Annotated in this window: 26 protein-coding genes and 1 tRNA gene; 13 read left to right on the top strand and 14 right to left on the bottom strand. The window is 68.4% G+C overall.

Annotated features, from left to right (window positions below):
- Nucleotides 1-3: 3 nt before the first annotated feature.
- Nucleotides 4-435 (bottom strand): Fur family transcriptional regulator, encoded by a 432-nt coding sequence (locus ACIBG5_RS38890; RefSeq protein WP_396396894.1) that lies wholly within the window; start codon nt 433-435, stop codon nt 4-6.
- Between the two features lie 45 nt (nt 436-480).
- Here ACIBG5_RS38890 and ACIBG5_RS38885 point away from each other — a divergent pair, with 45 nt between their 5' ends.
- Together ACIBG5_RS38885 and ACIBG5_RS38880 are read left to right on the top strand one after the other, a co-directional pair.
- Nucleotides 481-927, top strand: a complete 447-nt coding sequence (locus tag ACIBG5_RS38885) for a GNAT family N-acetyltransferase (protein WP_396396892.1) — start codon at nt 481-483, stop codon at nt 925-927.
- Nucleotides 928-1,005: 78 nt separating this feature from the next.
- Nucleotides 1,006-1,533: a hypothetical protein gene (locus ACIBG5_RS38880; RefSeq protein WP_396396890.1), complete on the top strand. Its 528-nt coding sequence runs from the start codon at nt 1,006-1,008 to the stop codon at nt 1,531-1,533.
- Between the two features lie 3 nt (nt 1,534-1,536).
- Here ACIBG5_RS38880 and ACIBG5_RS38875 read toward each other — a convergent pair whose 3' ends face one another.
- From ACIBG5_RS38875 to ACIBG5_RS38835, 9 genes are all read right to left on the bottom strand, one after another.
- On the bottom strand, nt 1,537-2,244 hold the full coding sequence (locus ACIBG5_RS38875; RefSeq protein WP_396396889.1) for an aminoglycoside N(3)-acetyltransferase: 708 nt from the start codon (nt 2,242-2,244) through the stop codon (nt 1,537-1,539).
- Between the two features lie 406 nt (nt 2,245-2,650).
- Nucleotides 2,651-2,723, bottom strand: a tRNA-Ala gene (locus ACIBG5_RS38870).
- An 83-nt stretch (nt 2,724-2,806) separates the two neighbouring features.
- Entirely contained in the window at nt 2,807-3,589 is a 783-nt protein-coding gene (locus ACIBG5_RS38865; RefSeq protein ID WP_396396888.1) for a hypothetical protein, read from the bottom strand.
- A gap of 97 nt (nt 3,590-3,686) precedes the next feature.
- Nucleotides 3,687-4,304 carry a GNAT family N-acetyltransferase gene (locus tag ACIBG5_RS38860; RefSeq protein WP_131362872.1) on the bottom strand — a complete coding sequence of 206 codons (618 nt, stop codon included), beginning with the start codon at nt 4,302-4,304 and terminating at the stop codon, nt 3,687-3,689.
- A complete protein-coding gene (locus tag ACIBG5_RS38855) occupies nt 4,304-4,792 on the bottom strand; it encodes a molybdenum cofactor biosynthesis protein B (RefSeq protein ID WP_396396887.1) in 489 nt (162 codons plus the stop codon). Before ACIBG5_RS38855 ends, ACIBG5_RS38860 begins: the two co-directional genes overlap by 1 nt.
- Nucleotides 4,789-5,271: a cyclic pyranopterin monophosphate synthase MoaC gene (gene moaC / locus ACIBG5_RS38850; protein ID WP_396396885.1), complete on the bottom strand. Its 483-nt coding sequence runs from the start codon at nt 5,269-5,271 to the stop codon at nt 4,789-4,791. Before moaC ends, ACIBG5_RS38855 begins: the two co-directional genes overlap by 4 nt.
- On the bottom strand, nt 5,268-6,494 hold the full coding sequence (gene glp / locus ACIBG5_RS38845) for a gephyrin-like molybdotransferase Glp (protein ID WP_396396884.1): 1,227 nt from the start codon (nt 6,492-6,494) through the stop codon (nt 5,268-5,270). The genes moaC and glp overlap by 4 nt, the downstream gene beginning before the upstream one ends.
- A gap of 96 nt (nt 6,495-6,590) precedes the next feature.
- Nucleotides 6,591-7,073 (bottom strand): GNAT family N-acetyltransferase, encoded by a 483-nt coding sequence (locus ACIBG5_RS38840; RefSeq protein WP_396396882.1) that lies wholly within the window; start codon nt 7,071-7,073, stop codon nt 6,591-6,593.
- 23 nt (nt 7,074-7,096) lie between these two features.
- Complete coding sequence (locus ACIBG5_RS38835; RefSeq protein ID WP_396396880.1) at nt 7,097-8,485, bottom strand: UTP--glucose-1-phosphate uridylyltransferase; 1,389 nt, start codon at nt 8,483-8,485, stop codon at nt 7,097-7,099.
- Between the two features lie 66 nt (nt 8,486-8,551).
- Here ACIBG5_RS38835 and ACIBG5_RS38830 point away from each other — a divergent pair, with 66 nt between their 5' ends.
- Genes ACIBG5_RS38830 through ACIBG5_RS38820 form a run of 3 tightly spaced genes read left to right on the top strand, consistent with a single transcriptional unit; the run spans nt 8,552 to nt 11,083 of the window.
- Nucleotides 8,552-9,118 (top strand): 5-formyltetrahydrofolate cyclo-ligase, encoded by a 567-nt coding sequence (locus ACIBG5_RS38830; protein WP_396396879.1) that lies wholly within the window; start codon nt 8,552-8,554, stop codon nt 9,116-9,118.
- Nucleotides 9,111-10,019 (top strand): aminoglycoside phosphotransferase family protein, encoded by a 909-nt coding sequence (locus tag ACIBG5_RS38825; RefSeq protein WP_396396878.1) that lies wholly within the window; start codon nt 9,111-9,113, stop codon nt 10,017-10,019. Before ACIBG5_RS38830 ends, ACIBG5_RS38825 begins: the two co-directional genes overlap by 8 nt.
- A complete protein-coding gene (locus ACIBG5_RS38820; RefSeq protein ID WP_396396876.1) occupies nt 10,019-11,083 on the top strand; it encodes a serine hydrolase domain-containing protein in 1,065 nt (354 codons plus the stop codon). The genes ACIBG5_RS38825 and ACIBG5_RS38820 overlap by 1 nt, the downstream gene beginning before the upstream one ends.
- On the opposite strand, the gene ACIBG5_RS38815 is transcribed toward ACIBG5_RS38820, so the two are convergent.
- Nucleotides 11,064-13,595, bottom strand: a complete 2,532-nt coding sequence (locus ACIBG5_RS38815) for a penicillin acylase family protein (protein WP_396396874.1) — start codon at nt 13,593-13,595, stop codon at nt 11,064-11,066. The genes ACIBG5_RS38820 and ACIBG5_RS38815 overlap by 20 nt on opposite strands.
- A 79-nt stretch (nt 13,596-13,674) precedes the next feature.
- On the opposite strand from ACIBG5_RS38815, the gene ACIBG5_RS38810 reads away from it, so the two are divergent.
- The 4 genes from ACIBG5_RS38810 (at nt 13,675) to mscL (ending at nt 15,769) form a co-directional block, all read left to right on the top strand.
- Nucleotides 13,675-14,139, top strand: a complete 465-nt coding sequence (locus ACIBG5_RS38810) for a DUF1203 domain-containing protein (protein WP_396396872.1) — start codon at nt 13,675-13,677, stop codon at nt 14,137-14,139.
- A gap of 77 nt (nt 14,140-14,216) precedes the next feature.
- Entirely contained in the window at nt 14,217-14,585 is a 369-nt protein-coding gene (locus ACIBG5_RS38805) for an FmdB family zinc ribbon protein (protein WP_396396870.1), read from the top strand.
- A gap of 58 nt (nt 14,586-14,643) precedes the next feature.
- Nucleotides 14,644-15,261 (top strand): SAF domain-containing protein, encoded by a 618-nt coding sequence (locus ACIBG5_RS38800; RefSeq protein ID WP_396396868.1) that lies wholly within the window; start codon nt 14,644-14,646, stop codon nt 15,259-15,261.
- Between the two features lie 118 nt (nt 15,262-15,379).
- Nucleotides 15,380-15,769: a large conductance mechanosensitive channel protein MscL gene (gene mscL / locus ACIBG5_RS38795; protein ID WP_396396866.1), complete on the top strand. Its 390-nt coding sequence runs from the start codon at nt 15,380-15,382 to the stop codon at nt 15,767-15,769.
- A 72-nt stretch (nt 15,770-15,841) separates the two neighbouring features.
- Here mscL and ACIBG5_RS38790 read toward each other — a convergent pair whose 3' ends face one another.
- The 3 genes from ACIBG5_RS38790 to ACIBG5_RS38780 are packed head-to-tail and all read right to left on the bottom strand — an operon-like array spanning nt 15,842 to nt 17,107.
- Nucleotides 15,842-16,324, bottom strand: a complete 483-nt coding sequence (locus tag ACIBG5_RS38790; RefSeq protein ID WP_396396865.1) for a GNAT family N-acetyltransferase — start codon at nt 16,322-16,324, stop codon at nt 15,842-15,844.
- 10 nt (nt 16,325-16,334) lie between these two features.
- Nucleotides 16,335-16,970: an alpha/beta fold hydrolase gene (locus ACIBG5_RS38785; protein WP_396396863.1), complete on the bottom strand. Its 636-nt coding sequence runs from the start codon at nt 16,968-16,970 to the stop codon at nt 16,335-16,337.
- Complete coding sequence (locus ACIBG5_RS38780; protein ID WP_396396861.1) at nt 16,967-17,107, bottom strand: hypothetical protein; 141 nt, start codon at nt 17,105-17,107, stop codon at nt 16,967-16,969. Before ACIBG5_RS38780 ends, ACIBG5_RS38785 begins: the two co-directional genes overlap by 4 nt.
- A 246-nt stretch (nt 17,108-17,353) precedes the next feature.
- Here ACIBG5_RS38780 and ACIBG5_RS38775 point away from each other — a divergent pair, with 246 nt between their 5' ends.
- The 4 genes from ACIBG5_RS38775 (at nt 17,354) to ACIBG5_RS38760 (ending at nt 20,637) form a co-directional block, all read left to right on the top strand.
- Nucleotides 17,354-17,959 (top strand): hypothetical protein, encoded by a 606-nt coding sequence (locus ACIBG5_RS38775; RefSeq protein ID WP_396396860.1) that lies wholly within the window; start codon nt 17,354-17,356, stop codon nt 17,957-17,959.
- A 152-nt stretch (nt 17,960-18,111) separates the two neighbouring features.
- A complete protein-coding gene (locus ACIBG5_RS38770) occupies nt 18,112-19,428 on the top strand; it encodes an alpha/beta fold hydrolase (RefSeq protein WP_396396858.1) in 1,317 nt (438 codons plus the stop codon).
- A 118-nt stretch (nt 19,429-19,546) separates the two neighbouring features.
- Complete coding sequence (locus ACIBG5_RS38765) at nt 19,547-20,041, top strand: SigE family RNA polymerase sigma factor (RefSeq protein WP_396396856.1); 495 nt, start codon at nt 19,547-19,549, stop codon at nt 20,039-20,041.
- Nucleotides 20,038-20,637 (top strand): META domain-containing protein, encoded by a 600-nt coding sequence (locus ACIBG5_RS38760; RefSeq protein WP_396396854.1) that lies wholly within the window; start codon nt 20,038-20,040, stop codon nt 20,635-20,637. Before ACIBG5_RS38765 ends, ACIBG5_RS38760 begins: the two co-directional genes overlap by 4 nt.
- Nucleotides 20,638-20,671 lie beyond the last annotated feature (34 nt).

Genomic DNA, 20,671 nt, shown 5'->3' with positions numbered 1-20,671 from the left:
AAGTCAGGTACTGCGTGTGGACGAGCAGTCGGCGCACAGGCCCCAGTAGATGACCTCGGCCTCGTCGATGATGAACCCGCGGTCGTCGGCCGCGGTCAGGCACGGCGCGTGCCCGACCGCACAGTCGACGTCGGCGATCGCCCCGCACGACCGGCAGACGGCATGGTGGTGGTTGTCCCCCACCCGCGACTCGTACCGCGCAACCGACCCGAGCGGCTGGATGCGTCGTACCAGGCCGGCCGCCGTCAACGTGTGCAGCGAGTCGTACACCGCCTGGTGCGACACCTCGGGCAGTTCGTTGCGCACGGCCCCTATGATCGAGTCCGTGTCGGAGTGCGGATGCGCGTACACCGCCGTCAGCACCGCCACCCGCGGCCGGGTCACCCGCAACGACACGCCCCGCAACAGTTGCTGGAGCTCGTCGGTCGTCGGCACGTCGAGCAGTCTTGCGTCTTTTCTGGAATGAGTCAAGATTAGTTGATGTCGCAGAATGAGACGATGGTCGACGTACTGCACGAGGTCGAGCCCGACCGCCTCCCCGAACTCCTGACTCTCGTCAACTCCGCCTGGTGGATGTCGGACCGGACGACTGAGGAGACCGAACGCATCCTGCGCGAGTCCGACATCGTCGTGGCCCTCGTCGATCCCCCGTCGGACCGCCTGACCGGCTTCGCCCGGGTCCTCACCGATTACACCCACATCGCCCTGATCCTCGACGTGGTCGTAGCCCCAGAGCACCGCTCCTCCGGCCACGGCGCCACCCTGATGAGCACCATCGTCGACCACCCTCGATTGCAGACCGTCCGCAGCCTCGAACTGGTCTGCCAACCGGACCTCATCGCCTTCTACCGCCGCTGGGGCTTCACCACCGAAGTAGGCCAGTCCCTCCTCATGCGCCGTACGAACGACCCACGACTGACCTCCTGACACGTTGCCGGGGTGATGGGCCGCGGTGGGTAATCTGGGGGCATGCCTATGGGCGGGCGGGTGTGGAAGCATCCGAGGGTGTCGATCGGCGTTGGCGTGGTCGCTCTCGCGGCGATCGCAGCCGTGGTCATCGCGCTTGTCAGCCGTGGACCTGAGACGCCGCAGACATTCGGCCCCTGGTATCCGTTGACCAATCAGAGCGGCGATCCGGCCGTTGCGGACTTCGAGAACCACGTGCCGTGCGCGATCGACGACCCGCCTGCAGCCGAGTGCCAGCGGGTGAAGCTCGGCGTCGTCCTGTACCGCGACGAGGCAACCGGCGCACCGTCGACGTACCTCATCTCTGTAATCCGGGTCGGCGTCGGAAACGACCGCGAGACCCACGAAGGAACCTGGACCGTCGCCCGCGGCACCGGGCTCGACCCGCAAGCCACTGTCTACCAACTCGACACCGGTGCTCCAGAACACCTCCGGCAGTACTGGCCGGTCGGTGACGACATCCTGTACCTCCTCGACAAGGACAAGATGCCGCGCGCCGGCGACGCCGCGTACGGCTACGCGTTGAGCAGCATCCCCATCGGCCAGAAGGTCCAGGTACCGAGGTAAGAATCAGAATCGGTGCTGCGACATCCAGTCCGTGGCGAAGTCGACGACTGCCCGTTGCGACATCAGCCGTGCCGTAGCGGCACCAACCATGCCGACCCGTGCTCCGCCCGCGGCCTCGAACGCTTCCCCGATCTGACCGAAGTCACCCTCGTCCTCATCGACGTCTTCCCATTCCCGCCACACAGCAGTCCCGTCCGGCAGCCGCAACGAGGACCCGACAACGTGCCGAGGCGCTTTCGGGCTGCGCCACTCGGACAAGTGCATGGACGTATTGCGCTCATGTCCGCACCCGAGCAACAGCACTGAGCCGTCCAACCGATACACCGCACCCAACGGCGAAGACTCCCCCAGCCCATCATCAAGGCGGTGTCCGTCGACGACTTCATCGGCCCGCGCCCCGAAGGCGGCAAACGAAACCTGCGGATGACTACTCCGCCGCGCCCCAGGCCACGTACGCACCAACTCCGACAGCCGCCCCAACGCCCGCCCGGCAGGCGTCAATGCCGGATCAAACCCCGGCGCCTCCTCCCGAATCACCGACCACCAAGCTTCCGGCACCGGCGGATTGACCCAATGCGCCGGATCGGTGTTGTCCGGCGTATGCGTAGGGACAACCAGCGTCCCCTCCGCCCCCAGCACCTCCAACAACGCCTCCACCACAGCCTGAGGCCCCCCAGCCACGAACCCCAAACTCCGCAACGAAGAATGCATCAACACAACCCCGCCGGCCCGCACCCCCAACCCCCTGAGATCCGCCACCAACGACCCCCGCGTCGCACACCCATCAACCATCCCCAGACCCTAGACGCCGACCGCACCCCACGCCCGACAATTCCCACCGCCAGCCGAGCGCAGCGAAGGCGCACCCCAACACGCGACCCCAGCCACGGAGCCGAGCGCAGCGAAGGCGCACCCCAACACGCGACCCCAGCCACGGAGCCGAGCCCAGCGAAGGCGCACCCCACCGCGGCGAGCAACCACAGCCGCCGAGCGCAGCGAAGGCGCAGGGGGTGCGGGTGGCGGAGCCCCCGCTCGCGGCGAGCGGAGCGACGCCGCACAAACGACGAAGGCGACCCGGTCCGCGCTCTCCGCGGACACGAGTCGCCCATCGACTTCGTGGAGCTGAGGGGATTCGAACCCCTGGCCTCTTCGTTGCGAACGAAGCGCGCTACCAACTGCGCCACAGCCCCGAGTTGGTCGCCGGTTTCCTGGCGACCGCGAAACTCTAACACGCCTATGGTCGCGGGTTAAAACCGAGGTTGTCGAGTGGGTTTCAGTCTCCGACCGCGCGCTTGACCTCGGGTTCGGCGGGTGTCTCGACGGGCTCGGGGAGGGCGGGCTTGTCGGCCGGGTCGGTGGTGCGGGCGGAGGAGAAGACCTCGTCGTCGGACAGGGAGATGGTGCGGACGGTGCAGTCGGGCGCCTTCTCTTTCATGACGTACGTCGGCAGCGTCACCGGCACCGGATCCCACAGTCCCTCGGCCGGCGCGGGCTTCTCGACCGGGGGCGCGGGCAGCTTGACCTCGATCGTCAGCTCCTGGTCGGGAGACGGAGTGGGTGCCGGCTTCCCGGCCGGGCCACGGTCGTGCCGCGCCTGGGCCTGCGCCCGCCGCTTGTCGGCCAGTCGGGCACGCGTCCGGGCCTGCCGTCGCAACTGGATCCGGGTGAGTACGACGAACCCGACGATCAGTGCACCCGGGATCGCGACGGTCCACCACAGCAGCATCCCCAGTCCCGCCAGCGCGGTGACCGACAACAGCGAAAGGGTCAGGATCGACAGCACCCGCCGGCGGCGCATGGCGGCCACCCGGCGGGCTCGGTTGGGGACGTACCGCGTCGGTGGCGGCAGGTCCTCGGCCGATCCCTTGTCGTCCACGGCACCTGCGGGACGTACGACGTACCGGGGCCGCGACGGGTCTCGTGAGAGTACGCGCGCATCGGCGGACGACGACACCGGGCGGCGCCGCGCCTCGTCGCCACGCTTGAGAATCATGGGGACGAGGTAAGCGGCCCACGCGGCGACGATCGCCACATAGATCAGCCCTGTCGTCCCCATGCGACGACGCTAAGGTGCACGGGCGGCCAGATGAGGTACGTGAGACGGTGTGTCGCAAGAAGACTCGTGTGACTGATGTGAACAGTACGCAGCGTAGTCAGGGTAACCGCGATACGAGACCGGGCCCGACTTCCTCGATGTTCAACGCGAAGATGCGATGGTCGCGCCAGTCGCCGTCGATGTGCAGGAACCGCGGCCGCTCCCCTTCGTACCGGAAGCCGAGCTTCTCCACGACGCGCAGACTCGCCTTGTTCTCGGGGCGGATCGCCACTTCGATCCGGTGCAGCCCGAGGGTGAACCAGCAGTGGTCGGCTGCGAGCGCGACCGCGGTCGGAACGATGCCACGGCCGGCGTACTGCTCATCGACCCAGTAGCCGAGGTTCGCCCAGCGCGCCGAGCCGTAGGTGATCCCGGAGACGGTCAACTGCCCGACCAGCGGCCATTTCGACCGTGGCCCGACGCCCGCGGCACCGCCGTACGTGATGACGAACGGGAGCATTCGCCCGTACCGCGCTTGCCGGTTCCAGTCTCGCGCCATCGCCCGGAAGGTCCGCGCACCGTCCTCCGCACCAGGCGGTTGGGTAGCGTCCCACGGGCGCAGCCAGCTGACGTTGCGCTGGCGTGCGGCCGCCCACTCGCCGCCATCGCCTGCGCGCAGCGGACGCAGCGCGACCTGCCCGTGCTGGAGCTCCACAGGCCAGTGCACGATCGCCATCAGTCGGTGTCCGTCCTGACATGGTCGCCGCCGTGCACCTGGTCGACGGCGTGCCGCAGCAGCGGCTGCAGTACGGCGAGTCCGTCCTTCACACCGCCCCGGGACCCTGGCAGATTCACGATGACCGTCGCACCAGCCACTCCGGCGAGCCCACGCGACAGAGCGGCCGTCGGTACGCCGTTCGCCACGCCGTACGCCCTGATCGATTCGGCGATGCCCGGCACAACCTTCTCGATCACGGCAGCGGTCTGCTCGGGTGTCTCGTCGGTCGGCGAGATGCCAGTGCCCCCGGTTGTCAGCACTACGTCGTACGACGCTTCGACCGCGGCTCGCAACGCGTCACCGACCGGCGGACCATCCGGCACGACCTGGGGACCGGAAACCTCGAAGCCCCATGACGTCAGGCGCTCGGCGATCACCGGACCGGTGGTGTCGGTGTAGACGCCGGCGGCGGCGCGGTTCGAGATGCTGATGACGAGAGCCCTCACGGCCGCTCCCAGTGCCCGGTCTTGCCGCCTTCTTTGAGCTCGACGCGGACGTCGGACAGAACGGCGGCCGGGTCGATCGCCTTCACCATGTCGATCACGGCGAGCCCGGCGACGGCGACCGCGGTCAGCGCCTCCATCTCCACGCCTGTGCGGTCGGTGGTCTTCACCGCGGCGGTGATCAGTACGGCGTCGTCCGCGACCTCGAGGTCGACCTTCGCTCCGGTGATCGCGATCGGGTGGCAGAGCGGGACCAGGTCAGGGGTCCGCTTGGCACCCATGATGCCGGCGATCCGGGCGACGCCGAGCGCATCCCCCTTCGGTACGCCGTCGCCGCGCAGCGCGGTCACCACCTCAGCCGAGACAAGAACCTTGCCGCTGGCAACAGCCCGGCGACTCCCCACGTCCTTGGCCGAGACGTCGACCATCCGGGCGGCCCCGGTCTCGTCGACGTGGGTCAGCCCCGTCGGGTCCTCCGTCATCCGGTCTCCTCGTCCAGCAGCAACAGCTCGACCTGATCGCCGGCCCGGACCGACGTCACGTCCTCCGACACCACGATCAGCGCGTTCGCACGGCTCAGCCCACCGAGCAGGTGTGAACCGTGCCCGCCGACTGTACTGGCCATCCAGCCCTGGTCGCCCGGCCTGGCCGCGGCGCGGACGAACTGCCGCCGTCCCGGCGGCGAGCTGAACGCGTCGAGCGACACGCCCTGGACCGTGGACCGCCGGTACGGCATCTGTCCCATCAGCTTGCGCAGCGCCGGCCGGACGAACACCTCGAACGACACGTACGCCGACACCGGGTTGCCGGGCAGCGTGAAGATCGGCACCTCGTCCTCACCGAGCACACCGAACCCCTGCGGCTTGCCCGGCTGCATCGCGACCTGCGGGAAGTCGACCGTGCCGGTCTTGCTGAGGATCTCCTTGACGATGTCGTACGCACCCATACTCACGCCGCCGGTGGTGATCACCAGGTCGGCTCGAACCAGCTGGTCGGACAACGTGTCCATGATCTTCTTCGGGTCGTCGTCGACGATGCCGACGCGGTAGACCACGGCCCCGGCGTCGCGGGCCGCGGCGGCCAGCGTGTAGCTGTTCGAGTCGTAGATCTGTCCCTCGCCCAGCCGGCTCCCCGGCTCCTTCAGCTCCGCTCCGGTCGAGACCACAACCACTCGCGGCCGCGGCCGGGCCTTCACCCGCGCCCGGCCGACAGCGGCCAGTACGGCGATCTGCCGCGGTCCGAGCACGGTGTCGCGCTCCAGGACCTGCTCCCCCGCCCGAACGTCCTCACCGGCCCGGCGGACGGACATGCCGAGCGACGGCTGCTGAACGATCCGCACGTTCACGGTCCCGCCGTCGGTCCACTCCACCTGGACGACGCTGTCCGCACCCCGCGGCATCGGTGCGCCGGTCATGATGCGCACACACGTCCCCGGCGTGACCACGATCGGCTCGCTCCGGCCGGCTCTGATCTCACCGACCACCGGCAACGTGATCGGGTTGTCCTGCGACGCCCCGGCCAGGTCGGCGGCCTGAACGGCGTACCCGTCCATCGCCGAGTTGTCGAACCCGGGCAGGCTCACCCCCGAGACGACGTCCTCGCAGAGCACCAGCCCCAGCGCCTCCATCAGCGGCTGATCGAACGCCGGCAGGGCCGTCACCCTGCCGAGCACGGCCTCGAGATGCTCATCCACACTCCGTCTCACGAGCCCGACCCTAATCGGTACAGAACGACAGGAGGTAGTTGACGTCCCGCCCGGCCCTCACGCTCACGGTTGAGTCGGAGATGGCCGTCGGCGGCACTACCTCCTGTCGATATGCACGGCCTCCGGGTGGTTCCCCCAGGTCATCCGGATGTCCGGTGCCCGCTCCTCGTTCGCGGCGCCGTCGGTACGACGTACTTCGGTGAAGCCGTGCCGGGCGTAGAACGACTGCGCCCGGGTGTTGGTTTGGAAGGTCCACAACGCCAGCCCGCCGGGCCGGAGATCCTTCGCGAGCTCGACGAGCGTCGACCCGACGCCCTGACCGGCCGCGTCCGGGTCGACGTACAGCTGGTCGAGGTCGTCGCCGTCCAGCGTCAGGACCGCGACGATCCGGCCGTCGTCGAGCCCCACCCACGTCTGTGCGTCCGGTAGTAACACCTCCGCGAACCAGGTCGCGACCTGCTTCGCGGAGTGGATCGCGGGCGGCAGCAGCGAGGGCTCCGCGTGCCGCGAACGCCACCAGACCTGCGCGGCCTCGTCCGTGTCGTACGGCTCCAGCGGCCGGATCAGCAGGTCGTCCATCCAGTTCCCCCCAGCTCGTGATGTCAGGCGCGGAGTTCGGCCCCATCCGGGATCACCCGTCGCTCGCCGGCCGGCGACTCCAGCTCGACGTCGCCGACCACCACCACATCCTTGCCGAAGGCAACGTCACCGCGCACCTCGAGCCGGTCGGCGCGGACCAGCGACGGCGGCCCGGCCGGGAACCGGACGTCGAAGTCGGCCAGGATCTTGAAGTACTCCGGGTCGAGGTCGACGTACGGCTCGTCGCCCTCGTGGGTGGTGGTCAGGTCGCCGGCCTCGTCCAGCTCGTAGACGTCGGAGCGCAGTACCAGCAGGTCGTTCGTGGTCTTCACCGGCTTGAACCGGCCGCGGTCGACCAGCACCGCCTGCGAGCCCTCGAAGGTCTCGATCGCGGTCCCCATCCCGGTCTCCAGCTGGATCACCTTGGGCGAGGACGGGTCGGCCGGGTCGACGGTCTTGCGGTTCACGATGATCGGCAGCCCGAGGATCCCGTCGTGACCCTCCATCAGCTCGGCCAGCCGGTCCAGGTCGATCCACAGGTTGTTGGTGTTGAAGGTCTTGTGCCGGGCGACGTCCTGGAAGTACTTCGTGTCCTCGGCCGCGACCTGTGCGCTGTCACGCAGGATCAGCCGCCCGTCGGACTTGCGCACCGCAACGTGCCCGCCCTTGCGGTCGGACCGGGTCCGCCGGCAGACCTCCATCCCGAACGGTACGTCGTGCTCCGCCATCCAGGCCGCGATCCGCGGGTCCGCGGTCGCGCCGAGGTTGTCGGCGTTGGAAATGAACGCGTGCCGGAATCCGTGTTCCCGCAACGCGTCAAGGGTGCCGGAGGCAACCAGTGCGGTGAACAGGTCGCCGTGCCCCGGCGGGCACCAGGCCAGCTCCGGGTCCGGCTCCCACTCCGCTGGCGTCAGGTCGTCGGCGAGCAGCTTCGGCTCCATGTTCTGCTGGAAGTCCAGCGGCAGGCCGTCGATCGCCAGACCGTCGTACTCGCTGAGGATCTGGCGCGACTCCTCCGTGGTCCGGAACGAGTTCATCAGCACCAGCGGCAGCGGTACGTCGTACCTGCGCCGGGTGCTGAGGATCTGCCGGGCGATGATGTCGAGGAAGCTCAGTCCGTCCTTGACCGGCAGTGCGGACTTCGGGCCGGTGACACCCATCGACGTACCGAGGCCGCCGTTGAGCTTGATCACCACCGTCTCGGCCAGCGCTGCGCGCTGCGCTGCCGAATCGGTGTCCAGGTGGTCCAGATGCGGCAGGTCCCCCACCGGCTCGATGTCGTCCTCGCGGATCGTGCCCTGCTGACCGGACTCGAGTAACCGGTAGTAGTGGGTGAAGACCCGGATCGCGACGTCGGCGGTGCCGGCCGCGCGCATCTTCTCCTGCGCCTGTCGTAGACCTGCCTCACTCATGTCCCAACACTAGGGGACGCGTGGTGATCACAGTGTTAACCGCGTCACGCCGCCTACGATCAGTAGGTGTTCGCGTCCAAGGCCGCTGCGCGGTCCCATTTCCTCGGTGCCCGCAGCAATCGATCGTCCGCAGGGGACCTGCTGGCAGGTGCCCGCTCGTTGGAGGCGGTGCAGCACGCCCGGCGGGTGGCTCTGTACGTGTCCAGGGGGCCCGAACCGCAGACTGGCGCCCTGATCGACTGGCTGCTGGCTACCGACCGTGACGTCCTCCTGCCGATCCTGTACGCCGACAACGACCTCGGCTGGGGTGTGGCACCGGGAGCGGCCGATCTGGTCCCCGGCCGGCTGGGTCTGTCCGAGCCGCCGGTGGACCTCGGCCCGGACGCCATCGCCACCGCCGACCTGGTGATCTGCCCGGCTGTGGCTGTCGCCCGCGACGGCATACGCCTCGGACGCGGTGGTGGCTCCTACGACCGGGCACTGGCACGAGTGCGGCCCGGTACGCCGATCTGGGCCGCGGTGTACGACGTCGAAGTCGTCGACAAGCTTCCAGCCGACGACCACGACCATCCGGTGCACGCGGCGCTCACGCCAAACCACCTGCTCCTGCTGCGAGGATCTCTGGATGACTGAGACCGCGGTAGAAGCCGCAGCCACAGCCGGACGTGACCTCGGCCTGACGGTCACCGACCCGACAGTCCTGTACAGCGCCTTCTCGGTGGTAGTGCACCTCAAGCCGTCCCCTGTGGTCGCACGCGTGCCGATGAACCTGCCGGACTACCTGATGGAAAGAGAGGCCACCGCAGTACGTCAGCAGCGTGAGCTGGACGTGGCCGGGTGGCTGGTGGACCAGGGCAGGCCGGTGATGGCGCCGAGCCCGCTGGTGCCACGGAAACCGGTGGAGAAGGACGGCCTCTCCATGACGTTCTGGCAGTACGTCGAGGAGGACAAGTCGGTCGAACCCGACTACGTCGCGGGGACGGTCCGGGCCGCCGAACTGCACGCCATCCTCGCGGAGTACCCGCGAGAGCTTCCGTGGCTGACCCCGCTGCTCGCTGTGCCGTCGGGCATCGAGTCGCTGGAGGCGGTGCCTGGGCTGCTCGAGCAAGAGGATGTCGACCGGGCGCGTGCCGAGTGGGCGGTGCTGGGACCGGTGCTGTCGAGCCGGTCCGCCTTCGAGGGGGTCTTCCCGTCGGCCACGATCCAGACGATTCACGGCGACGCTCCGTCGTACAACGTGATCCCGACGAAGGACGGAGTGCTGTGGTCCGACTTCGAGGACACGACGCTCGGCCCGATCGAGTGGGACCAGGCGGGGTTCGGCCCGGAGCTCGGCAAGGTGTACGACGAGGCGGCGGCCGCACTGGGACGCCCCCAGCTCGATGAAGCTGTGCAGCGGGTGATGGACATCGCTCGGGTCATGCAGGTCATCGTGTGTACTCCGCTGGTGCCGCGACTGCCGGACCTGGCGGACGGCATCCGGATGTTCGCCGCACAGTGGCGGGACATGCCGTTCGCTGGTGGACTGGGCTGATGCTCAGCGAGTACGTCGACACCGGTGTTCTCCCCGGTCTGATCTCACTGGTGAGTCGCGGTGACGAGACCCGGGTCGACGTACTCGGCAAGCTCGCGTTCGACGGTCCGGAGCTGCAGCGGGACAGCCTGTTCCGGGTCGCCTCGTTCACCAAGCCCATCGTCGCTGCGGCGGCGATGATCCTGGTCGACGAACTGCGGCTGTCCATGGACGCACCGGTCGGCGACCTCCTGCCGGAGCTGGCGGATCCCGTCGTACTGCGGCAGCCGGATGGACCGCTCGACGACACGGTCCCGGCGGAGCGGCCGATCACCCTGCGGGACCTGCTCACGTTCCGGCAGGGCCTGGGTGAGTCGGACCATCCGGCGCTGCGGGAACGCGAGCAGGAGCTGGAGCTGCGCACGTTCGGGCCTCCGGTGCCGCGTACTCCGCTCGAACCGGACGAGTGGATGCGGCGACTGGGGACACTGCCGTTGCAGTATCAGCCGGGTGAGAGGTGGATGTACTCGACCGGGTCACACGTGCTCGGCGTACTGATCGCGCGGGCCACCCGAGGACCCTTGGAGACGTTCCTGCGGGAGCGGATCTTCGAACCGCTCGGCATGCGGGACACCGGGTTCATCGCGTCGGACCCGGCGCGGCTCACGACGGCGTACCTCGGAGAGGACGTTCTGGACGCGGCGGCGGACAGCCAGTGGCTGGAGCCGCCGTCCTTCCCGAATGCGAGTGGTGGGCTGATCTCCACGGTCGACGACTTCCATGCGTTCGCCCGGATGCTGCTGGCCGGCGGCGACGGTGTGCTGTCCCCTGCGGCGGTCGCGGAGATGACAACCGACCAGCTCACGGCAGCACAGCGTGCTGCGGCCGCCGACTTCCTCGGACCGGAGACCGGATGGGGCTACGGGTTGTCCGTCGGAGGCGGGCGGTACGGCTGGGCCGGCGGCTTGGGGACGCTGTGGTCGACCACGCCGGCCGACGGGACCATCTCGATCCTGCTGACCCAACGTGCCCTGTGGACGTGGCCGGAGGCGCTGTTCGCCGAGGCTAACGCTCCGGCTTGGTGAACGTCAGGAGATCCTTCCGGCTCTCCTCGACGGCGCCCTTGGTGTAGGCCCAGGGCAAGGTCTCGCCACGTGCCCACAGCTCGGTCTGGTCGGTGTAGTGGGACGAGAACGCGTGCCCGGACACACCGGTCAGGTTGATCCAGCGGGACTTGTCGAAGTCGGCCAGGTCGACCACCATCCGCATCGAGGGTGTCGACGTCACTGTGTAGCCCTCGGCGGCATCCCAGGAGGTCGCGTCCACGAGCGACGTACCGCCGCCCAGCTCGTACGGACCACGGTTGAAGATCCGCTCGATCACGCCGATACCCGACGTACCGAGCGTCTGGTTGGTCAGCGTCAGTTTGTGCAGCTTGCCCCACTGCCAGTTCGCCGGCTCGCGGGCCATCTTCTGGGTGATCTCGGACCGGGCCTCGACCAGCGCCTCGCGCAGGATGTCGTCGCGGCTCTCCAACTGCGGCGTCCCGATCTTGTCCCACCACTTGCTGTTCGGCTGGGCGAGCAGTGTGTGGATCACTTCGAACCAGCGCGAACCACCGTCCGGCCAGGTGCTCTCCGGGAGCTGGTCGTGGAAGGTCAGCGCGAGGATGTTGCGCCACACCACGTTGAAGTAGGCCGCCGCCGCGGAGTCGGCCGGCTGGGTGAAGTCCCAGTTCTTGAGGGTGTCCTGGCCCTGCCGGTCGAAGCTGTCGTCGATGCCGATCCGGAGCAGATACGGCACCACCATCTCGGCCACCCGGTTCTTGGTGTCCAGCTGGATCGACGCCATCGCGTTCGCGTCCAGCTTCCCGGCCGCCTTGATCCGGTCGGTGATCTGCTGCGACCGGTAGCCGTAGTCCCAGTCGTCGGTCAGGAAGTACTTGTACGTCGGCGGCACCACCGCCTGGTTCGCGGTGACGATCACGCCGCCCGCCGGATCGAAATCACTCGGCAGCGAGTCGAACGGGATGTACCCCTTCCAGCGGTACTTCGGGTCCCAGCCCGGCACCGGCCAGTCGCCGCGGCCGGAGTTGCGGATCGGGATCCGTCCGGGCGCCTGGTAGCCGATGTGGCCGTCGGTGTCGGCGTACACGAGGTTCTGCGAGGGGACCTGGAACGACTTCGCCGCGGCCCGGAACTGGGTCCAGTTCTGGGCCCGGTTGATCGCGAACAGTGCGTCGGCGGTGCGGCCCGGGGTCAGTGCGGTCCACTGCAGTGAGACGCCGTACGCCTTCGGGTGTTTGCCCCGCTTGGCGACGATCTCCCCGATCTCGCGCTGGTCGTCACCGACGTCGGAGATGAGCGGACCGTGCCGGGTCTCCCGGACGGTGATCTTCACCGGTTCGTCCTCGCCGGCGACCTTGAACGTCTCCTCGCGCGTCGCCATCTTGCTCCACCGGTTGTTGTAGAGCACCTTGTTCCCGTTGACGCGCTCCAGGTACAGGTCCTGGACGTCGGGGTCGAGGTTGGTGAAACCCCACGAGATCGCGTTGTTGTGGCCGATCACCACGCCGGGCAGACCCGAGAAGCTGAAGCCCGATACGTCGTACGGACAGGCTCGGCTGACTTTGTTGCAGTGCAGACCGACCTGGGTCCAGATCCCCGGCATGGTCGCGCCGAGGTGTGGATCGTTGGCCAGCAGCGGCTTGCCGGTGGTGGTGTGGTCGCCGGAGACGACCCAGGAGTTCGATCCGATCCCGTCGCCCTGGCCGAGCAGTTGCGGCAGCCCCTTGGCCACCTTGTCCACGGTGTCCAGGGACTTCAGCAGGTCCTTCGTCAGCATCCCGCGCCGCAGCTCGGAGTCGGCCGGCGCGGTGGTGAACTGGCCGTCGCGACCGACGGCACCCGTCGCGAGGATCGGCTCGTTCCGGTCGAACGGATAGTCCGGGTAGAGGCTCTCGATGGTGCGCGCCGGGAACGACGCGAGCAGCTTGGTCTTGGTGATCTCGTCGTCCATGTTGCCGCCGAGGTCCCACGCCATCGCCTTCAGCCAGGCCAGCGAGTCGGCCGCGGTCCACGGCTCCGGGCGATAGTCGGTGCCCTTCAGCGACAGTACGGCGTACTCCAGGCTCAGACCGGAGCCACTGTGCGTCGAGAGGTACGAGTTCACTCCGCGCGCGTAGTCGTCGAGGTACTGCCGGGTGGACGGCCTGAGCAGACCGAGCTCCTTCTCGGCGACCCGGCGCCAGCCCAGGGTGCGGATGAACTTGTCGGTCTCCAGAGCGCTCTCGCCGAACAGCTCGGACAGCCGCCCAGCGGTGACGTGCCGGCGGAAGTCCATCTCGAAGAAGCGATCCTGCGCTGCCACGTACCCCTGCGCGGCGAACAGATCGGACGGGCTGTTGGCGTAGATCTGCGGGATGCCCTGGGCGTCGCGGACCACCTCGACCTCCGCGTCGAGACCGTCCAGCTCGATCGTTCCGTCGTAGGTCGGGAAGGAATGGCGCACGACGAAGACGACGGTCCCGGCGATCACCAGGAGGACCGTGGCGAGGGCGATTCCGCTGATGACGAGAACTCGAAGCAGGCGACGCACGGACCCAACCGTAGAGAATGCCGCCGTCCACCCCAAATGGGGTCCCTCACAACTTTGCGTTGCTCTGCGTTCCATCGCCATGAACACAGAGTTGGAATACGTCGCCGTCCCGGCCGCCGACCTGGACCGCATCCGCTGTAACGACCACGACGACTTCGGCAATCCGATCGTTCCGCTGACCTCCGGCGGTGGCGAACCGCTGCGGTGCTGCCTCACGATCGCTCCGGCCGGCGACCGGATCGCGCTGGTCTCGCACCGGCCGATGACGGCCGGCGGACCGTACGCCGAGGTCGGACCGGTCTTCGTCCACCTGTCCGACTGCGCGGGTCCCGCGTCCGACGGCTACCCGGCCGACTTCCGGGACCGGCGGTCGGTGTTGCGCCCGTACGACGCCTCGGGGCAGATGCTCGACGGGGTGCTGGCCGCGGCGGGAACCGGTGAGGTCGAGCTCAAACAGCTGTTCGACGACCCGGCGGTGGACACCGTTCAGGTGCGCAACGTGATCGCCGGCTGCTGGAACTTCACGGTCCGCCGACAGGCCTGAGTTGGAATACTTCGGGCCGCTGGCGCATTATTAGCAGTCGAGTAGTAGGAGTGCCAGCGGCCTGAAGGGAACCGAACGTGCCGACGTATCAGTACCAGTGCACCGACTGTGGTGAGGCGCTCGAGGTGCGACAGAGCTTCACGGACGACGCGCTGACCGTCTGCCCGGCGTGCCAGGGCACGCTGCGGAAGGTCTTCAACGCCGTCGGTGTCGTTTTCAAGGGTTCCGGCTTCTACCGCAACGACAGCCGCTCGTCGGGCAAGACCACCGTGCCGGCCAAGTCCGAGTCCTCGGCGGCCTCCTCGTCGTCCTCGTCTTCGTCCTCCTCGTCGGAGTCGAGCTCCTCGTCGTCGGGTGGCTCCTCGTCCTCCGGCAGCTCGTCGTCGTCCAACGGCTCGTCTGGTGGTTCGTCGTCCTCGTCCTCGACGAGTACCAGCGCGGCCTGACCTGCTGCCTGTGGATAACTGAAGGGCGGCAGTCGGCGAAACTCGTACCTTCTCCGGCATGAGACTCCCTTCGCTCCTTCGTGACCTGCTGCGTGCCGCTCGGTGGCATCGCCGGCTTCTCGCCGGCGCGGCTGCCGCGGCCGCTGTGTACTTCGGCCTCGTCGCCCTGTCCCCTCCACCACCGCCGACCGTCGCCGTGCTGGCCGCTGCGCGCGACCTCCCCGGCGGAACCGTCCCATCCGACGGTGATCTCCGAACACTCGACCTGCCCGTCGGCGCCGTGCCCGACGGTGCGCTCCAACCCGGCACGGATCTGACCGCGCGCGTTCTGAGCGGACCGGTCAGATCCGGTGAGCCGTTGACCGACGCACGCTTCCTCGGTCCTGTTTCGGTCCCACCGGGATCGCTGGCCTACCCGTTCCGCATCGACGACCCCGACATCACCGCACTCCTCCGCGTCGGCGATCGCCTGAACCTGTACGCCGCGACGAGCAGTGCAGCCGAGTCCGCGGATCTGCTCGCTCGAGCGGTGCGAGTGGTCGCGCTGCCGAGTCCGCGGACGACGTCCTCCGGCGCTCTCATCGTCGTCGCCACCACATCGGACGTCGCGACCAGACTGGCCCAGGCCACAACCAATTCCCGCATCACGGTCGCGCTGACACCCGACACCAGCTGATCACCAATCAGACAGGTGCCGGCACGAAGCGTGGCTGCCCCGGCGCGCTCCCTCGCCCTCGCGGCTGTGCGGTCCTACCTTGTCTCGGGTACATCACCTGCTTCGTGGAGGCACCCATATGCTCAAGGGCTTCAAGGAATTCGTCATGCGCGGAAACGTCGTCGACCTCGCGGTCGCCGTCGTCATCGGCGCCGCGTTCGGCCTGGTCGTCAGCTCGGTCGTGAACAACCTGATCAACCCGCTGATCGCCGCCATCTTCGGCAAGCCGGACATCAGCGGCGTCTTGACGTTCACCATCAACAACGCGGAGTTCTCGATCGGCGCGATCCTGCAGGCGGGACTCAACTTCCTGTGCGTCGCCGCGGCCGTGTACTTCGTCATCGTGATGCCGCTGAACAAGCTGGCCGAGCGCCGGGCCCGCGGTCAGGAGCCGGAGCCGGACCCGCTCACCACCGAGCAGGAGCTGCTGACCGAGATCCGCGACCTGCTGCGTTCCCGTTCGGTCTGATCTCTGCAGGAGCGGGTAGGCGCACAAACCTCAGCCCCTGAGCTCGCCAGGCGCCTACCTTCTCCCCGGACGTCAGTCCCCGGCGTGCCGCATCCAGCGGTAGGCCACCGGCTGATCCGCGTTCCACTCGTCCATCAAGCCCGCCGGCACGTCCACGAATCCCGACCGCTGGTAGGTCGCGATCGCGATCGCGTTCTCCGGCCGCACCCGCAGGAACACCTCGGAGTACCCGGCTTTACCGGCCGGTCCGAGCAACGCCCGCACCAGCTCCGCCCCGATCCCCCGACCGCGGACCTCCGGGTCCACGATGATCCGCGCCAGCTCGACCTCGTCCTCCTCCTCGTCGAGCCAGACCTCCCCGTAGCCGACCGGTCGTTCCCCGTCGAAGAGCAAGTACGACTCGATATCCGGGTCGTCGTCCTTGCGCCAACTCGCCGTCAACTCCGCCGGGAACGGGTACTCGGCCCGCCCGGACAGCAATCCCACTTCGTTCGCATCCACGGCCCAGCTCGCGACCAGACCGTCGTACCCGCTGGTGAACCCCCGAAGCTCCACGCCCGTCCCCTCAGTTCACGAACTCCACGATCGTTCGCACCAGTTGGTCCAGGTACGCCGGGAAGGTGGGCAGCGGTGGTTCCGCGCTACCGGCCAGCTCACGACTCCCCTGGATCAACCGCAGCAATGCGTCGACCGTCTTGCGCTGATGCGACGGATTCTCCGGTACCGACGGAAGCACCGCCACCGGGATTCGGGCCAGCCCGGTGAGCTCGGCGTCGGTCACACCGCGCAGGGTCTCACCGGCCAGCAATCCGTCCACGACCTCAGGAGGGCAGCCGAACTCGATCAGCCCAGCACGTGTACGCGCATCTACAGCCGCATCTCCGCTGGTGGCCGGCCAGGCCAGCAGCAGTCGCTCGACGAGGTCCGGATGTTCCATCGCGAGCCGGGCCGCGACCGGACATCCGTTGGATGCTCCAACGATCGTCAGTCCGCTGTCCCCCGGCGGCGATCGGAGGTTCCGGAGATGTTCACCCAGCGCCGTGACCTCGGCGTCCCATCCACTCGGCCGCTTCAAACGGTCCGGCGCGAGCACGGTCACCCCGTGCGAGGCCAGTCCGTCGACGACTCCCGTCGTACCCCAGAAGGCTTTCGCGTCCATGGCATCCCACAGGCCGCCGTGGATCAGCAGGACGGTGTTCATTCGTGGTGGGGCGGGACCTCGCGGAGGATGCGCTCGTCGTCGTCGCTGCTGAAGTCGTTGTCGCCCCAGGTGCGCGGGTCGTCATCACGGGTCTGGTCCGGCAGCAGCGGCTCGTCGTCTTCGTACGGGCTCGTCATGCTCCCAAGATTACCGGGCCTGCGCACCCCCGCCCCTGGAATTCCGGGGATCCGTAGTGACAACGGTTCAGGCCCCCATCGCAGCGTGGGACGGGCGACCAGCGCGTGCACGTTACAGCTCTGCCTCGGTTGCCGAACGATCCGGCGGCGTGACCGGAACGACGCGCCGCCGTGATGTCCCGGCACGCATGACGTGACGCCGGTCGACCATCATGGGTGACCTTGCCAACCCGGAAGGACCGAGTCGTGAGTGCATTACGGACACGGGGCCTGATCGGTGCGACGCTTGTCGTGGCTGTACTCGGCATCACCGCCGCCTGCGGTGACGAGAGCTCCACGTCCCCGCCCGCCGCCCAGCCCAGCGATACGCCGACCACCCCCGGCAGCCCAACCCCGTCGCCCACTTCCAGCGGCACACCCAGCACCGACTGCCCCGACACGATCGCAGCCGTCCGCGCGGCCGCCGACAAGGTCGTGTGGGGCAAGGGCGTGGCGACGTCAGTGTTCCAGCCGGTCAGCGTGACGATCTGCCAGTACGACGCGCAGGCGTCCGGGCAGGCCTATGCGACCGGCACCACCCAACGCACAGCCAAGCAGGCGACCGGCCTGTTCGCCCTGGTGAACGCACCGAAGCCCGTTGCCAAGAAGCCGGCCTTCTGCACGAAGGAACTCGGCCCGACCTACGTCCTGCGGTTCACCGACAACGACCGCGGCGTCCTCTCCTACACCGCGGAAGCCTTCGGCTGCCGCCGCCTGGTGGCGACCTCCTTGGAGGGCCAGGGCAAGCCGGGCGTGCTGCCGGCTCCACGCCAGGTGACACCCGAGCTGATCAAGTCGCTCGGCCTGCGCTGACCCTGCGCCGGACGTGCACCCCGAAGCCGTCCGGACCGGGGTCAACCGCGCCTGCCTTGCGGGTCCCTCCCTGGGGCCGACCCGCAAGGCAGGCAGCGGCGGCTTGTCAGCGCCCTCCCGAACCTGCACTCTGTTCGTTCCGGGAGGGGTACATGCGACTGCTACGACTGCTGTGCGCGCTGCTACTCGTGTGCACGGCCTGCTCGTCGGAAACCCCTTCATGCGCAGGGGTTTCCGGCTTCACGTGTACGACGCTCCGCGTACCGCTGGACCATCAACGGCCGGACGGTCCGTCGCTCGACCTGGCCGTGGCGGCCGCGGACAATGTAGACGCACCGCGTGGCGTGCTCCTGATGCTCACCGGCGGCCCCGGCCAACCGGGTGTCCCACTCCTGGCTCGCGTCCGTGCGTACCTCGCTCCCGAGGTGTTACGCGAGTACAGGCTGGTCATGTTCGACCAGCGCGGCACGGGCACGCCTGGCCTCAATTGCCCTTCTCTGCAAAGAGCTGTGGGCGGCTCGGACTTCCTGACACCACCCGCCGAGGCTGTGGACGAGTGCGCGCAGCGGATCGGACCTGGACTCGGGCACTACGGCACGCCGGACACCGTCGAGGACATCGAGCTGCTCCGGCAGCACCTCGACGCCGACCGCCTGACGCTGGACGGTACGTCGTACGGGAGCTTCACGGCGGCGCAGTACGGACTGAAGTACCCGGACCGCGTGCAATCGCTCGTGCTGGACTCGATCGTCCCGCACAAAGGCTTCGACCCGCTCGCCGTCGACCTGATGGCGACAACCGGTACGGTCCTGAAGGCCGCATGCCGCCAAGACCCTGCTTGTACGACGGATCCCGTCGCCGACCTCGCCTGGTTGGTGCAACACGGGGTGAGTGGCACCGACGTGATGGAGAGCTTGTCCGTCTCCAGCCTCAACACAGTGAACCCATCGCTGAAGGGCATCCCAGCGATCCTGCACGCCGCCCGCAACGGCGACGATGCCGGCTTGAAGGAGTTCCTCCAGCAGGCGACCAGCAGTGGTCTCTCCTACGACACGTTGTCCGCCGGACTGCACATGGCCACGCTCTGCTCGGACCTGCGCTTCCCCTGGACCGGCCAGTCCGCCCGCGGCCAGTCCGCGCGCGGCCAAGCACTCGAGACAGCTCTACGCCGTCTGGATCCGAAGCAGCTGTATCCGTACGACCTGCGCACCGTACGCGAACAGCAGATGATCCAGGGCTGCCTGCGCTGGCCGGCCGCGCGGACGTCGACGTACCCGAAGGCGCAGGAGTTGTTGCCGCGCACACTGATCCTCCAAGGCAGCAACGACCTGTTCTGTCCGGTGGAGTGGGCTCGATGGGAGCAGGCGAATGCACGCTCGGCGCGGCTGGTCGTCGTACCGGGTAGTGGGCACGGTGTGCAGCGCGATCCGCGCGGGCAGGATGAGGCCCGCAAGTTCCTGCTGGACTAGGCGGTCTAGTCCAGCAGCCGCGGTGAGATCCAACTGTGTGTGAATGGTTGCAGCACCCTGAGCCACTCGATGCGTCTAATAGGTGTGAGGTGTTGTACGCCCGGCCAGGGAGCGGCGAGTGGAGTTCGAGGAGTACGTGTCCGCCCGCGGACAGGAACTGGTGCGGCTCGGTTTCACCGTTTCCGGCGACTACCAGCGAGCGGAGGATCTGGCGCAGATCGCGCTGATGCAGGCGTTCCGGGCCTGGCGCAAGGTGCGGACGGCGGACGATCCGCACAACTACGTCCGGCGGATCCTGATCAACGCGTACCTGTCGATGACGCGGCGGCGCTCGTTCACCGAGGCGCCGACGGCCGAGATCGACGCAGAGCGCACAGTGCCCGACCCCGCCACCGGCATCGTGAACTCCGACGACCTCTGGCGCTCGCTGGCCACGTTGTCGGCCCGGGAGAGGGTCGTGCTGGTCCTGCGCTACTACCAGGACCTGGACGACCACACGATCGCCGACCTGCTCGGCATCAAACCGTCCTCCGTCCGCGCGACCGCCAGCCGAGCGCTGGCCACGCTGCGACGGACCAGGCAGTCCCACCGTGTTGATGAGAGGTTGTCGTGAGCAACACCGATCTCGAGGATGACCTGCGGGCAACCCTCGACCGTGCCGCGGCCTCGGTGCCGCCGGTCACCGACCTGACCGAGCGGGCCACCACCGGCGCCCGGCAGGCCCAGCGCCGTACCTGGATCGCCTCCGGAGCCGCCGCCGTCGCGGTGGCCGCGATCGCTGTCGTCGGGTTCAATCTGGCCGGCCGGGACGCGCCTTCGCAGTCGCCGGTCGCGGCCGGCACCGCCTCGGCGACGCCAGCCGCGAAAGTCCAGCTCTCGCCCCAGACCGTGGCCGGGACCTGGCGAGCGGTTGAGATGGACGGACTGAAGACGCTGAAGGCGGCGCGACCCGAGGATCCGGTGCTCGTGCTGCTGCCGGACGGGACCTGGAACGGGTCCGACGGCTGCAACGGCCTCCAGGGGACGTACACGATCGGTCAACGCGGCGAGTTCACCGCCACGGTCGGTCCGCAGCGCATGGTCGGCTGCGAGAACGTGCCGCACACCGGCGTACTGAAGACGGCCAAGCGGGTCGCCCTGGACGCCGACACGCTCCGGTTCTTCGCCACCGACGGGCGTCAACTTGCGAGTTACGCTCGCGCACGGTAGTCGAAATTGCTTGCGGACGGTGATCGGCTATTGA

The organism is Kribbella sp. NPDC050241 (assembly GCF_044459685.1).
In the GTDB taxonomy this organism is placed as follows: Bacteria; Actinomycetota; Actinomycetes; order Propionibacteriales; family Kribbellaceae; genus Kribbella.
This window is presented reverse-complemented; position numbering and strand designations above follow the sequence as displayed.

What these genes read in the sequence shown, in the direction of transcription:
- ACIBG5_RS38885 (WP_396396892.1), top strand. Translation starts at nt 481, where the DNA reads ATGTCGCAGAATGAGACGATGGTCGACGTACTGCACGAGGTCGAGCCC.
- ACIBG5_RS38875 (WP_396396889.1), bottom strand. Translation starts at nt 2,244, where the DNA reads ATGCATTCTTCGTTGCGGAGTTTGGGGTTCGTGGCTGGGGGGCCTCAG.
- ACIBG5_RS38865 (WP_396396888.1), bottom strand. Translation starts at nt 3,589, where the DNA reads ATGGGGACGACAGGGCTGATCTATGTGGCGATCGTCGCCGCGTGGGCC.
- ACIBG5_RS38860 (WP_131362872.1), bottom strand. Translation starts at nt 4,304, where the DNA reads ATGGCGATCGTGCACTGGCCTGTGGAGCTCCAGCACGGGCAGGTCGCG.
- moaC (WP_396396885.1), bottom strand. Translation starts at nt 5,271, where the DNA reads ATGACGGAGGACCCGACGGGGCTGACCCACGTCGACGAGACCGGGGCC.
- ACIBG5_RS38840 (WP_396396882.1), bottom strand. Translation starts at nt 7,073, where the DNA reads ATGGACGACCTGCTGATCCGGCCGCTGGAGCCGTACGACACGGACGAG.
- ACIBG5_RS38835 (WP_396396880.1), bottom strand. Translation starts at nt 8,485, where the DNA reads ATGAGTGAGGCAGGTCTACGACAGGCGCAGGAGAAGATGCGCGCGGCC.
- ACIBG5_RS38825 (WP_396396878.1), top strand. Translation starts at nt 9,111, where the DNA reads ATGACTGAGACCGCGGTAGAAGCCGCAGCCACAGCCGGACGTGACCTC.
- ACIBG5_RS38820 (WP_396396876.1), top strand. Translation starts at nt 10,019, where the DNA reads ATGCTCAGCGAGTACGTCGACACCGGTGTTCTCCCCGGTCTGATCTCA.
- ACIBG5_RS38810 (WP_396396872.1), top strand. Translation starts at nt 13,675, where the DNA reads ATGAACACAGAGTTGGAATACGTCGCCGTCCCGGCCGCCGACCTGGAC.
- ACIBG5_RS38800 (WP_396396868.1), top strand. Translation starts at nt 14,644, where the DNA reads ATGAGACTCCCTTCGCTCCTTCGTGACCTGCTGCGTGCCGCTCGGTGG.
- mscL (WP_396396866.1), top strand. Translation starts at nt 15,380, where the DNA reads ATGCTCAAGGGCTTCAAGGAATTCGTCATGCGCGGAAACGTCGTCGAC.
- ACIBG5_RS38785 (WP_396396863.1), bottom strand. Translation starts at nt 16,970, where the DNA reads ATGAACACCGTCCTGCTGATCCACGGCGGCCTGTGGGATGCCATGGAC.
- ACIBG5_RS38780 (WP_396396861.1), bottom strand. Translation starts at nt 17,107, where the DNA reads ATGACGAGCCCGTACGAAGACGACGAGCCGCTGCTGCCGGACCAGACC.
- ACIBG5_RS38770 (WP_396396858.1), top strand. Translation starts at nt 18,112, where the DNA reads ATGCGACTGCTACGACTGCTGTGCGCGCTGCTACTCGTGTGCACGGCC.